We start from the raw sequence: 12,420 nt of genomic DNA, 5'->3' as shown, positions 1-12,420 counted from the left end.
CCGTTTCATCGGACATTCAGCGATTGAATACATTAGCACTATCGATCGAGATTTTTGATATATGGTGCGATTGAACCGACAATTACGCTATATGTAGGTGTTGACATTCGATCGAAAACCTTAACTTGTCAGGAATCGGGTCTCCCGCCCAGTGGGGAACCCGAACAGTGCGCGCATCCGCTTTATAAGGGGAGGGTTGGGGGTAACACCATCTCCGCCGAAGTCTAACCGATTTGTATAGACACGGTAGCTCGATCGAGAGGAGAGGGTAAAACTCAAGGGAAGTCAGTCTGAGACAAACAGAGTAGGGTCGTTTATACTTGCGTTTATCATTACAAATTCTCTACACCCCGCCCCCGATAGTTATGACTGTAACCACTGAAATATTAGATAGATCGGTATCAACTCACCCGATCGAATCTGCGATCGAAACTTATCAATTAGGCAAGGTATACCGAACTGGATTTTGGCTCAATCGCAAAGTTGAATCATTGAAAGAATGTACATTGCAAGTCCAGCGCGGTGAAACTTTTGGATTGTTGGGCTTAAATGGTGCGGGAAAAACTACTCTCCTCAAGACATTATTAGGCATCGTTAAACCTACCGCTGGTAGGGGACTATTGCTTGGTAAACCTTTGGGAGATCGATCGATCAAACAGAGAATTGGTTATCTCCCAGAAAATCCCTACTTCTATGACTTTCTCACTGGTTGGGAATTATTAGAGTATACCGCTGGACTATTTGAAATCCCTCGATCGATCTATAAACAACGCATTCCTGCATTATTAGAGCTAGTCGGTTTAGCCCAATCGGCTGCTAAGAAAAAGCAACTCCGTCAGTACTCTAAAGGGATGGTACAACGGGTCGGCATGGCACAAGCTTTAATTAATGACCCCGAACTCGTTTTTCTCGACGAACCGATGTCTGGACTCGATCCTCTGGGCAGAAAACAGATGCGCGAGATCATCATCTCTCTAGGCGACCAAGGTAAGACGATATTTTTTAATAGTCACGTTCTCGCTGAAGTAGAACAAATCTGCAATCGAGTGGGAATCTTAGCCCAAGGCGAACTAATTTGCTGCGGTACTTTAGCAGAATTACTGCCAAATGACATTGGCGGAGCCTCTTCAACGCAGCATCGATATTATGATGTTTCTGGACGTGGTGGCAATCCTGATGTCCTGAGTCGGTGGATTCCGAATATCACTTATGATGATAATAGTTGGTCTGGACAAATGCACGGCGAACCGCAAGAGTTTCTAGCTACACTCCGATTACTAGATGCCGACTTACTCTCGCTCAAACAAGGACGTGCATCGCTAGAAGATTTTTTCATGCAGCAGATGGAACTACGCGGCATTCGATCGAGCAGCTAATTTCAGCCAACGGTAGCTTGAATTAATTGATGATTGATAATTGATAATTGATAACTGGGTTGTGATGCTGTGGATTTCAACCCATGTTCTTCGTTAACTAAAATTATCTGGCTCAAAAAATACCCTCGCCTGATGGCAGTCGGCTTGAATCTGATTTGTGAGTGCAGCAAGATCGGTGAATTTTTGTTCCGATCGCAGGAAGTGATGCAGGTAAACTGTGAGTGGCCGATCGTAAAGATCGCCTTCCCAGTCGAGCAGATGGACTTCTACAGTCGTATTTAGTCCTGCTACCGTCGGGCGTTTGCCGATATTCATTACCCCTGGTAATTGGGTAGCTGCGGGGGTGTCTACCCGCACACAATAAACACCCTGACGGGGCAGAAACTTTTCGGGCGGATAGTTGAGATTAGCAGTGGGAAACCCGATCGATCGACCAATTTGTTGTCCACTTACTACCATACCGCCGATCGAGTAATGTCGTCCCAGCAACTCTTTAGTCAGTGTCAAATCAGCAGATAGCAATGTAGCCCGAATTCGCGAACTACTAATTCGGCGATCTCCATCTGTTTCTAACGGCGCAATCCGTGTCGGTATTCCAGCCGCAGCCGCCAGCGTGACTAAATCGGTTGCTGTACCAGCGCGTTGATTTCCAAACCGAAAATCTTCGCCCACACTAATAAATTTAGCTTGTAATCGATCGACTAAAATTCGCTCGACAAATTCTTGGGGCGATAATTTCACCAACTCTCGATCGAATGGTAATAAAATGATTTGTTGGATTCCCAACTCTGCTAAGATTGCCGCTCTTTCTTGATAAGTTGTGATTAGTTGTCGTTGTTGTCCGGTAAAGTATTGCTGGGGATGAGGATCGAATGTGACCACCGTTTTGGAAATATCTGCATCCCAGTCTAAAACAGGGCGAATCACCTCTAGATGACCCCGATGAATGCCGTCAAAGTTACCTAGCGCAATCGCTGTCGGAGTCAATATATTTTCAAGAGATGAGTTAAGCTGCACTTTTATTGGTTACTATTTGGCGATCGCTTATTTGCTGTTTTTAGAGTTAGACTCGATCGAACTAGAGATTTTGCAGTCCTATTTGATTTTTCAGAAGATCGTAGGGTGTGTTATCGCTCAAGCGTAACGCACCAAAGATAATAGCTATCGCTAATATCTAAGATAACTGGAAGTCGATCGATCGCGAGATTAGGTATCTAAACCCGTCAGATGCTTCAAAATAATATCGATCTTGCCTTCTAGTCTGGCAAGATCTACTTTCATTGCATCAGATTTATCTTGAAGTTCGTCTAGTTCATCAAATACTTGCTGAAAAGCTTCATCGATACTTTTGGCTGGCATCTGAGTCGCTTCCAAGCGTTGGACTCACCAATCCATCTCGCGAAATCTGCGTCGGAGATCTCGTTCTGATTGGTTTGGTTCGGGTGAGTTGGTCATGATAATAATATTTCTAACTACGATCTATTTTCTCATCACTTTTGACTGAGCGTCTAAACTCATCCCCTCTAGATCCTAAGTTCTAAACATCACATCTGCAACCCGACTGACATCGACCATTTCCGCCACATCGTGGACGCGGAGGATATCTGCACCCTTGGCAATTGAGGCACAGCAAGCGGCTGCGGTGCCCCACAACCGCTGATTGGGGTCGGGTTGGTCTAAAATCTTCCCGATGAAGCTTTTGCGCGATACACCGACTAATAGGGGCAGATCTAGGATCTGGAACCTGTCGAGATGGCGGATTAATTCAATGCTCTGCTGATAGGTTTTGGCAAAACCAATGCCTGGATCGATGATAATCTGGGATCGATCGATTCCACAGAATACGGCGCGATCGATCTGAGTTTCAAAGTAGCCTAAAATCTCCGCTACTACATCATCATAATCAGTCATCTGCGTCATCGTCGTTGGCGTACCGCGCAGGTGCATCAGGATATAGGGTACGCCCAGTTGCGCGACTGTCGCCAACATCTGGGAGTCATATTGTCCACCTGAGACATCATTAATTATGTCTGCACCAGCCGCGATTGCAGCTCTAGCGACGGCTGATTTGGTAGTATCGATCGAGATCGGGATCTGCTCGGTAGCGAGTTGACGGATGCCCTCAATTACTGGAATCACGCGCTCTAATTCTATTGCTGCATCTACAGGTATCGCACCTGGCTTGGTAGACTCACCCCCGATATCGATGATATCTACACCTGAATTTACCATTTGGACGGCTCGATCGATCGCCGCATTCACCGTCGCAAATCTTCCCCCGTCGCTAAAACTATCGGGAGTAACATTCAATACGCCCATGATATACGTTCGACTACCCCAGTCGAAACTTTTATCCCGAATCTTCAAAGTTTTAGTCACTACTCGCTCGTTTCTACAACATACTATTATCGATCGAATTCGATCGCCTTTGGCACGATAGCCGAATGAACCAATTGTCGGCATCAAGTTGATGTAGGGTGTGTTAGGCTCAAGCCGTAACGCACCAATGTCTAATACTGATTTAGGATTGCTATATCCAAATGAGCCAATTGTCGGCATCAAGTTCAAACAGAAGTCAGGATCGTTAAACTGGTAAAGAATGCTCACTCGCTCTTCAATACCGCAGACATCACCGAGCAGAGCAAAGTCCTCCACTCGTAAAATCATGAAAACTCTTGCCTACGCAGCCCAAAGTGCCACAACTCCACTCGCCCCCTTCAGCTTTCAACGCCGTGAAGTTGGCAACCATGATGTCCAGATCGAAATTTTATATTGTGGTGTCTGTCACTCAGACTTACATACCGTCCGTGGCGAATGGCAAGGTACCGCCTATCCATGCGTACCCGGTCACGAAATCGTCGGACGCGTGCTTAAAGTTGGTATGCACGTCACCAAATTCAAAGCAGGTGACACCGCTGGAGTCGGCTGTATGGTCGATTCCTGCCGCACCTGTGCCAACTGCGAGGAAGACTTAGAACAATTCTGCCCAGACACAACATTTACCTACAACTCTGCTGACAAACACCTCGGCGGCGTGACATACGGCGGATACTCTCAGAATATCGTCGTGGATGAAGCGTTTGTGCTGCACATTCCCGACAATTTGGATCTTGCGGCTACTGCTCCACTCCTCTGCGCTGGTATCACTACTTATTCGCCCTTACATCACCATAATGTGAGTGCAGGTCAAAAAGTTGGCATCGTCGGACTTGGCGGGCTGGGACACATGGGCGTGAAATTGGCGAAGGCGATGGGCGCACATGTGGTAGTCTTTACCACCTCGGCAAATAAAGTTGATGATGCCATCCGGCTGGGCGCAGATGAAGTCGTCAATTCCAAAAATGCGGATGAGATGAAAAAACACCTCAATAGTTTTCATTTCATTCTCGATACTGTCTCCGCACAGCATGATATCAATGCCTACTTTGTGCTACTAAAACGCGATGGCAATCTTACCCAAGTTGGTATCCCAACCGACCCGCTCTCCGTCAATGTTAGTACGCTCGTTTTTGGTCGGCGCAGTTTCAGCGGTTCCCTGATTGGCGGCATTAAAGAAACTCAAGAGATGCTGGATTTTTGTGGCGAGCATAACATTACTTCAGACATCGAACTCATCCCGATCGATAAGATCGATGAAGCTTACGATCGCTTAGTCAAGAGTGATGTCAAGTATCGCTTCGTAATTGATATGGCAACATTACAACAGGCCTAGATACATACGCCCTAGTCTAAGCTCAGAAGGGATACTCGATCGAATATCCCTTCTTAGTGTAAGATGCGATTGTCAGATCGAATGAATAATTCTGCTGCCAATTTCTAGTTCGCTCGAAACAAGCAGACAGTAATATCTAAGCTAATTCATCGGACGAGCCAAGTTTTTGAACTTAGTTAAAGCTGGATCGAAAACTAATTTTACTATACCCGTTGGGCCATTCCGATGTTTGGTAATAATTAATTCAGTAATATCTCGATCGGGTGTATCAGGATTATAATAAGCATCGCGATAGAGCATAATAATTAAATCTGCATCTTGTTCAATTGAACCTGATTCTCTCAAATCTGACATCATTGGACGTTTGTTATTTCTCGCTTCAACACCGCGACTTAGTTGTGACAAAGCAATTAATGGTACTTGTAATTCTCGCGCCAGTCCTTTTAAACCACGAGTAATTTTGGATATTTCCTGGACGCGATTGTCACTACTACCTTCCATCAGTTGTAGGTAATCGATCATGATCAATCCTAACGTGCCGCCATGCTCGGCTTGCAATTTTCGTGCTTGACTTCGCATCTCCATCAACATCATGCTAGCATTATCATTGATATAGATTGGCAGCTCAGAAATCCTGTCTAGTGCTTTATATATCGGATCCCATTCATTGGGACTAATCCGCCCAGCGCGGAGGCGATTGCTATCTACTCCTGATTCACTAGCAATCAATCTTTGAACTAATTGATCCTTGGACATTTCCAAGCTAAATACTAATACTGGCAGCTTATGCAATTTTGCCATATTATAGGCAATATTCAAACTTATCGCTGTTTTTCCCATTGACGGACGACCCGCAATAATGATTAGATCCGATCGCTGAAAACCACCTGTCATTCCATCTAAATCGCTAAAGTCACTTGTCAATCCAGGCGGAATTAATTTGTCATGACGATCTTGAATATCTTGGTAGGTAGTTGCAACAATTTCTTTGATCGGTGTTAACCCTTGCTTGGGTCTTGCTTGGGTTAAATTGAGGATTTGTTGTTCTGATTCATCGAGGACTATTTCTAACGGTCGATCGGCCGCATAGCCCAGTTGAGTGACTTCTGTACCAGCTTTAATCAATTCTCGACGGATGTATTTATCCATCACTAGTACAGCTAGCGAATCAATATTTACAGCACTAACTGTTCGTTCTAATAGTTGAATTAATTTAGCCTGACCACCAATCTTTTCAAGCTGATTTTGGTCGGTCAACCAGTCGGTAACTGTCAATAAATCTGTCGGCTTTCCTTGACTATTGAGAGCTAAAAGTGCTAAGTAAATATCGGTGTGTGTTGGTGTATAAAAAGCCTCTGGTACTAGCTTTTCGGCAACTCTTCCAATTGCTTCTGGATCGAGTAATATCCCGCCCAATATGGCTTCCTCAACTTCAATGTTCTGGGGGGGTAGCAGACTTGTAGATCGAAAGTTAGGTGTATCTGACATGTGCGTTGGGCGTTAGGATCTGTAGGGGCGGGTTTATACTATGGACTCAAACAAAGCGAGAGATTTTGTTTAAAACCCGCCCACCCTCACAGGCAGGGCTAGAATTCAACGCGATCGATTACTGGTACTATTATACTTAAATGAGTCGATCTAGTTGATGTAGGGTGTGTTAGGCGTTAGCCGCATGAGCACTAGTATCCAATCCCAAGCATCTAATTTAGGATTGCTATAGTACCATTATACTAAAAAGTAAGCTGTAGATATAAAAATAGGCTGCGGGTGCAGCCTGATTCGATCTTTGGAAGCTAAAATTACTTAGAGACTACTTCGATCTCGACAGTGACGATAACTTCTGGATGGAGCTTGAGTTCGGCTCTATAAGTACCGAGCTTGGCTACGTCTGGCATCGTGATATCACGTTTGTCGATTTCTTGCCCAGTGAGTTCCTTGATAACTTCAGCGACTTCGGCAGTTGTGACTGTACCAAAAATTGCTTCGTTTTCACCAACTTGCTTGGCAATAGAGAATTTACCTGTTTTTTCGATCGCGATTTTCTGAGTTTGAGCTACTTCTTTCAATGCCAGTAAGCGTAATCGCTCGACTTCACGACGCTTTTCGGCTTGCTTGAGGATGCCAGGGGTGACATTTGTGGCAATCTTTTGGGGCAGGAGATAGTTACGAGCATAACCAGGTGCTACTTCAACTAAATCGCCATTTTTGCCCAGTTTACGGACATCTTGGGTTAAAACTAACTGTACGCGCTTTGCCATATTGATTTCTTATTTAAGCTTTCTGAGCTATATTTGAGACAGTGCCACAAACCTTTAATTTTATCACACAATCTAGGCTTTAGGCTTTAGGCTTTAGGTTTTAGGATCTGAATTTACTTTCCAAGTTTCTCCCCCAGTCCCCACTGTGCCTACGTCAGGCTAACGCCAACGACTTCGCATTGCCTACGGCAGGCTAACGCCAACAGTGCAAGCCAGTCCCCCAATCCCCCCATATTGATGTCTCGTTTTCAAAAACTGCTCAACTATCTCAATCCCTATCGCGGGCAAGTAGCACAAGGTATTTTTGCGCTATTTATTGTCAATGCTTTGAGTGTTTATATCCCACTGCTAATTAGAGAAGGGATCGATCGACTGAGAACTTCATTTACTAGTGATTATCTCACTCAACTGGCGATCGCGATCGTCGCATTGACGACGGTAATGTGGGTGGTGCGGATGATCTCGCGGATTACGATCTTTAGGGTAGGGCGACAGGTACAAGCGACGCTCAAGCAGAATATCTTCGAGCATCTACTCCAGTTGGAGCCAGGTTATTTTGCCACGACGACGGTGGGAGATTTAGTCAATCGGTTTACTAGCGATGTTGAGAATATCACTCGGTTGGTAGGCTTTGCGGTGTTGAGTACGGCGAATATTATTTTTGCTTATGCGTTGACTTTACCTGCGATGTTATTTATCGATGTCAAGCTGACACTGATGGCATTGGCAGTATATCCGTTGATGTTGGTTGCGGTACAGTTATTTAGCGGACAACTGCGAGATCAGCAGGTAGTCGTGCAAGAATCAATTTCAGATTTGAGTGAGTTGATTCAAGAGGATATGAGTGGGATTGCGTTGATCAAAATCTACGCTCAGGAAGAAAACGAACGACGAGCATTTCGGAAGAAGAATCAAGAGTTATTTACAGCCAATCTCAAACTTGCTGAATCGCGAAATACGATCTTCCCGATTATTCAAGGGCTGGCATCGATTAGCTTGTTAGTCTTATTATGGCAGGGTGGACTGGCGATCGCCAACCAAGAAATTAGTGTCGGTGGCTTTTTATCACTGGTTATTTATGCCCAAAATCTAATTTTTCCGACGGCATTATTAGGGTTTACAATTACAGCATATCAACGCGGTGAAGTCAGTATCGATCGAGTCGAAGCCATCCTGTTCAATCAACCTCAAATTGCCGACGCACCTACTGCGCTCCACTTAGATACCGGATTACAAGGTCAAATTACCGCACGGGATTTTAGCTACACTTATCCTGGTGCCGAGACACCCGCACTCAAACATCTCAATTTTACAATCGAAGCAGGTGAAACGATCGCGATCGTCGGGCCGATCGGTTCGGGGAAATCCACCCTGGCTAATGCCTTACCCCGACTGGTAGAAATACCTGAAAATAGTTTATTTATCGATGGTTACGATCTGACTAATCTGAGTTTAGCCGACTTGCGATCGGCAATTGCCTATGTACCGCAGGAAAGTTTCTTATTTAGTACCTCGATCGAGAATAATATCCGTTATGGCGATCCTTTAGCCAACCAAACTGTCGTCGAAGCCGCCGCAAAACTCGGACAAATCCATTGGGAAGTCCTGAACTTTCCCCAGCAATACGACACAATCGTCGGCGAACGCGGAATTACCCTCTCTGGCGGACAACGCCAACGCACAGCCCTCGCCCGCGCATTACTGCTAAATTCACCGATTCTGATTCTGGATGATGCGCTGTCTAGTGTAGACAATCAGACAGCTACAGCCATTCTCCAAAATCTGTCCAAAACCGGACAAAAACGCACGACGATTTTTATTACTCATCAATTATCCGCTGCGGCGACAGCCGATCGGATTTTGGTGATGGAAAAAGGTGAAATCGTCCAAACAGGTACCCATCAGGAGTTGATTAGTCAAGAAGGCTTGTATCAATGGTTGTGCGGTCAAAATCAGTTGGAGGAATTATTGCATTAGGGATTAGGCTTTAGGTTTTGGGTTTTAAGGTGAAAAATTTAGTGTTTTCTATACTTGCTAACATCTGATATCTAGCACATCTAGACTAGCTCATTAGTAGCTTAGAAAAATGATTACCGCTCGATCGCAATCTTGGAGTATTATCTATATACACCTGTGGTTTAAATTATGCTAGTTACAGCCTCTGGTGACAGAATCAGCAGGATACCCCAAGGCTATAAATACCTGCGGCGCAGTTCGACTAGTATCGAATACCTAGTCAATCCGCAGCAATGGATGTCAAGTCCGATCTCTTATCGACAAAGTAACAATGATATCTTTCTAATAGAAGCTATTTTGTTTAAATAAGTTGAGTATTCGCTAGCATTCCGACCCAATTGGGTGTTTAAATACAAATTATCGATCGTTACAGACGGTTAACTCCAGTCAGAAGATTATGAAAGCAGTTGGTGGAAAAGACCGCAAGCGACTACTATTAATCGATGATGACCCAAATCTCATCTTATTAGTTAGGGATTATTTAGAGTTTCGAGGCTATGAAGTACTGACCGCCGATAATGGCAAAGAAGCTCTACACCTGCTTTCCCAAGATCTCCCTGATATGATCGTCTGTGACATCATGATGCCAGAGATGGATGGTTATGCACTGATCGAAAATGTCCGCCAAGATCCGCGCACGAGCTGGATTCCAGTTTTATTTCTCTCGGCTAGAGGTCAAAGTCAAGATCGGATCAAAGGTCTAAACTTGGGTGCTGATGTCTATATGGTCAAACCATTCGAGCCAGAAGAACTCGTCGCCCAAGTCGAGTCTTCGCTCAAGCAAACAAATCGGTTGTTATTACATACCGATTGTATGGGAGACGATGGTTCATCAATTCAAGTTCCAACTACTGTAGAACTCACGCCAACCGAACTAAAAGTAGTGCAATTAGTAGCTAGAGGACTAGCAAATCGGGAAATCGCCATCCAGATGAATGTCAGTCAACGCACGATCGAAAGTCACGTCTCGAATATGCTAGGTAAAACCGGACTGAGCAATCGCACCGAATTAGCCCGCTGGGCAATCGAGACGAGAATGGCGTGAGTTAGGCTTTAGGCTTTAGGTTTTAGGCTTTAGGCTTTAGCTAGGCTTTAGGTTTTAGGCTTTAGGTTTTAGCTTTGGTAAATTGTAGGTTGGGTTGAGCCTCGAAACCCAACGACTTCACCAGAATGACCGAATCGTTACCATCACGATCAAAGTTCCAGGTGGCTGTGGCTGAGAGTTGGATGGGTTGTCCTTCTTTAATGTTATACTTGGCATGGTCAAAGCTTGCGCTTTTGATAAAAACACGATCTATCGATAATGTCCCCATACCCGACAGCCCACACCCCACACCCCACACCCTAACCTCAAATTATGACCGTGCAAAGTATAGTGGGAATGGAGATTGAATCGATCGTGGTGCGAGGTTATTGACGGTGAGGTTGACGGTAGCAAGGTTGGAGATTTGTCCGTCGCTACCGACACCGAGGTAGGTGAAGCTATCGTTCCCGACATAGGTGGAAACGGGTTGGTAGGTGAAGTTGCCGTTGGTGATGCCGATTAATGCGCCAGCGGTGAGGTGGGCAGGGTTGACTGTTCCCCCAGTCCCCCCGTCTCCCAGTCTCCCCGTCCCAGAAATAGCGTTAATAATCGCCCAATCCATCGCCGATGGGAGTTTGCGAACGCCAGGTTTGAGGCTGGTGTTCATGAGATCGTAGGAGGTAGGTGTTTACTCCGGTGAATTCGCTATTATCCTGTGGGGTGGTGTCGATGAACCAGCCGACTCCGTTGGCATCGTTGTCGATGGTGATGGTGGCGGTTTTGGGGGTGCCGTTGGTGTTGTAGCTGGTGATGGTGCCTTCAGCTAGATGTCCGGTGGGGAGGTTGGTGATGTTGAAGGTGAAGTTTAGAGATGTTTTAGCTTTGAGCAAGTCTGACCAGATATCTATCGTGGTATTTTGAAGATTAGAGAGTATTTGAGGAGCATCAGAAAGATGGAAGACTGGGAATATATTAACGACGGACCCAGACCGACCTTCGCTAAAGTCCAAACGCTTATTGCCTGTGGTCAGACGGATTTCACCAGAGCTAATTTGATTGGACTCGATCTTAGCGATCTTAACTTGAGTGGTCTCGATCTCACTGAAGCCTGTTTGATTGGGGCTACTATTAGAGACTTGAGTGGTAGTAATTTGACTCGTGCCGATCTGAGAAATGCCAATTTGGTTGGTGCCAATTGTAAGAATGCTGATTCCAGTCGGGCTAATCTGGAAGGGGCTAATTTGAGAGGGGCGCGTCTGAACGGTGCTGATTTGCGTTGCAGATTGTTCGATGCTAACCTGGCTTTTGCCGATCTCAGGGATGCCAACATCGATCCCCACTTTGGATCTCGTGACAACTCTCTTTCCAACATCATCTTGTGGCAAACCTATCTTCCCAACGGTAAGCTGTTCGCTATTCCCTGGCTTACTACCGGACACGCTGAATACTTCCCCGAAGAGTTTAGATGAATTTTCATCATCTGCCATCAGCGCAGCAGGTAGAGAAATAATTGAAGTATTATTTTTAATTGAGTTTTGAAAATTATCTGGTAAGTTAGCAAAAAATTTTTAACCAGTGGGATATCTCCCTGTAGGTTGGGTTGAGCCTCGAAACCCAACAACCCCAGCATTATAACGGAACGATCGTTCGATGATTATCGGGTATCGCTACATCTTTCTGATTGCCTCCAGCACGCTGCGCGAAGAATATTTCAAATAATTAACCAATATCCATCGCCTGACACGGCAATGTGCGTTTGCGTAGCGTACTGGAGGTAATCGATATCGGTGATGTTGGGTTTCGCTTCACTCAACCCAACCTACAATCTCCTGCGCGAAGAATATTTCAAATAATTAACCAATATCCATCGCCTGATACGGCAATGTGCGTTTGCGTAGCGTACCGGAGGTAATCGATATTGGTGGTGTTGGGTTTCGCTTCACTCTGCTTGGTGCGCTGTCTTGTCGTTTTTTTATTCGGGGGTTCCCCCCGAATAAAAACGCCGCTGTCTTGGAAAGGTACTCCACTTGGGGA

Annotated in this window: 12 protein-coding genes; 5 read left to right on the top strand and 7 right to left on the bottom strand. The window is 45.3% G+C overall.

The genetic code is table 11. The annotated features are described in order from the left end of the window. The first annotated feature begins 365 nt into the window (after positions 1-365). Positions 366-1,376 carry an ABC transporter ATP-binding protein gene (locus ACEW9J_RS25100; RefSeq protein ID WP_373547796.1) on the top strand — a complete coding sequence of 337 codons (1,011 nt, stop codon included), beginning with the start codon at positions 366-368 and terminating at the stop codon, positions 1,374-1,376. A gap of 93 nt (positions 1,377-1,469) precedes the next feature. On the opposite strand, the gene ACEW9J_RS25095 is transcribed toward ACEW9J_RS25100, so the two are convergent. From ACEW9J_RS25095 to folP, 3 genes are all read right to left on the bottom strand, one after another. Next, positions 1,470-2,393 (bottom strand): bifunctional riboflavin kinase/FAD synthetase, encoded by a 924-nt coding sequence (locus tag ACEW9J_RS25095; RefSeq protein WP_373547795.1) that lies wholly within the window; start codon positions 2,391-2,393, stop codon positions 1,470-1,472. A 189-nt stretch (positions 2,394-2,582) separates the two neighbouring features. Further along, a complete protein-coding gene (locus ACEW9J_RS25090; RefSeq protein ID WP_373547794.1) occupies positions 2,583-2,735 on the bottom strand; it encodes a hypothetical protein in 153 nt (50 codons plus the stop codon). A 171-nt stretch (positions 2,736-2,906) separates the two neighbouring features. Continuing rightward, positions 2,907-4,043 (bottom strand): dihydropteroate synthase, encoded by a 1,137-nt coding sequence (folP, locus tag ACEW9J_RS25085; protein WP_373547793.1) that lies wholly within the window; start codon positions 4,041-4,043, stop codon positions 2,907-2,909. On the opposite strand from folP, the gene ACEW9J_RS25080 reads away from it, so the two are divergent. Continuing rightward, positions 4,042-5,088 carry an NAD(P)-dependent alcohol dehydrogenase gene (locus ACEW9J_RS25080; protein WP_373547792.1) on the top strand — a complete coding sequence of 349 codons (1,047 nt, stop codon included), beginning with the start codon at positions 4,042-4,044 and terminating at the stop codon, positions 5,086-5,088. The genes folP and ACEW9J_RS25080 overlap by 2 nt on opposite strands. 141 nt (positions 5,089-5,229) lie before the next feature. On the opposite strand, the gene dnaB is transcribed toward ACEW9J_RS25080, so the two are convergent. Both dnaB and rplI read right to left on the bottom strand, forming a co-directional pair. After that, the gene (gene dnaB, locus ACEW9J_RS25075) at positions 5,230-6,576 is read right to left on the bottom strand and encodes a replicative DNA helicase (RefSeq protein WP_373547791.1); all 1,347 of its coding nucleotides are present in this window, start codon (positions 6,574-6,576) and stop codon (positions 5,230-5,232) included. A gap of 311 nt (positions 6,577-6,887) precedes the next feature. Then, on the bottom strand, positions 6,888-7,346 hold the full coding sequence (gene rplI / locus ACEW9J_RS25070) for a 50S ribosomal protein L9 (protein ID WP_373547790.1): 459 nt from the start codon (positions 7,344-7,346) through the stop codon (positions 6,888-6,890). A 237-nt stretch (positions 7,347-7,583) separates the two neighbouring features. Here rplI and ACEW9J_RS25065 point away from each other — a divergent pair, with 237 nt between their 5' ends. Next, positions 7,584-9,323, top strand: coding sequence for an ABC transporter ATP-binding protein (locus ACEW9J_RS25065; protein ID WP_373547789.1), 1,740 nt, complete (start codon positions 7,584-7,586; stop codon positions 9,321-9,323). 436 nt (positions 9,324-9,759) lie between these two features. Next, positions 9,760-10,407 (top strand): response regulator transcription factor, encoded by a 648-nt coding sequence (locus ACEW9J_RS25060; RefSeq protein WP_373547788.1) that lies wholly within the window; start codon positions 9,760-9,762, stop codon positions 10,405-10,407. A 310-nt stretch (positions 10,408-10,717) separates the two neighbouring features. On the opposite strand, the gene ACEW9J_RS25055 is transcribed toward ACEW9J_RS25060, so the two are convergent. Together ACEW9J_RS25055 and ACEW9J_RS25050 are read right to left on the bottom strand one after the other, a co-directional pair. Then, positions 10,718-11,053, bottom strand: a complete 336-nt coding sequence (locus ACEW9J_RS25055) for a hypothetical protein (protein WP_373547787.1) — start codon at positions 11,051-11,053, stop codon at positions 10,718-10,720. Next, a complete protein-coding gene (locus ACEW9J_RS25050; RefSeq protein WP_373547786.1) occupies positions 10,989-11,276 on the bottom strand; it encodes a hypothetical protein in 288 nt (95 codons plus the stop codon). Before ACEW9J_RS25050 ends, ACEW9J_RS25055 begins: the two co-directional genes overlap by 65 nt. A gap of 63 nt (positions 11,277-11,339) precedes the next feature. Here ACEW9J_RS25050 and ACEW9J_RS25045 point away from each other — a divergent pair, with 63 nt between their 5' ends. After that, positions 11,340-11,855, top strand: coding sequence for a pentapeptide repeat-containing protein (locus tag ACEW9J_RS25045; RefSeq protein WP_373547785.1), 516 nt, complete (start codon positions 11,340-11,342; stop codon positions 11,853-11,855). Positions 11,856-12,420 lie beyond the last annotated feature (565 nt).

This window comes from Chamaesiphon sp. (assembly GCF_041737865.1).
Taxonomy (GTDB): Bacteria; Cyanobacteriota; Cyanobacteriia; order Cyanobacteriales; family Chamaesiphonaceae; genus Chamaesiphon.
The sequence above is the reverse complement of the archived record's forward strand: the minus strand, read 5'-3'. Positions and strand labels throughout refer to the sequence as shown.

Bases quoted from the DNA above. Each gene is read 5' to 3' on its own strand.
- dnaB (WP_373547791.1), bottom strand. From the start codon at position 6,576: ATGTCAGATACACCTAACTTTCGATCTACAAGTCTGCTACCCCCCCAG.
- folP (WP_373547793.1), bottom strand. From the start codon at position 4,043: ATGATTTTACGAGTGGAGGACTTTGCTCTGCTCGGTGATGTCTGCGGT.
- ACEW9J_RS25045 (WP_373547785.1), top strand. From the start codon at position 11,340: ATGGAAGACTGGGAATATATTAACGACGGACCCAGACCGACCTTCGCT.
- ACEW9J_RS25060 (WP_373547788.1), top strand. From the start codon at position 9,760: ATGAAAGCAGTTGGTGGAAAAGACCGCAAGCGACTACTATTAATCGAT.
- ACEW9J_RS25055 (WP_373547787.1), bottom strand. From the start codon at position 11,053: ATGAACACCAGCCTCAAACCTGGCGTTCGCAAACTCCCATCGGCGATG.
- ACEW9J_RS25080 (WP_373547792.1), top strand. From the start codon at position 4,042: ATGAAAACTCTTGCCTACGCAGCCCAAAGTGCCACAACTCCACTCGCC.
- ACEW9J_RS25090 (WP_373547794.1), bottom strand. From the start codon at position 2,735: ATGCCAGCCAAAAGTATCGATGAAGCTTTTCAGCAAGTATTTGATGAA.
- ACEW9J_RS25065 (WP_373547789.1), top strand. From the start codon at position 7,584: ATGTCTCGTTTTCAAAAACTGCTCAACTATCTCAATCCCTATCGCGGG.
- ACEW9J_RS25100 (WP_373547796.1), top strand. From the start codon at position 366: ATGACTGTAACCACTGAAATATTAGATAGATCGGTATCAACTCACCCG.
- rplI (WP_373547790.1), bottom strand. From the start codon at position 7,346: ATGGCAAAGCGCGTACAGTTAGTTTTAACCCAAGATGTCCGTAAACTG.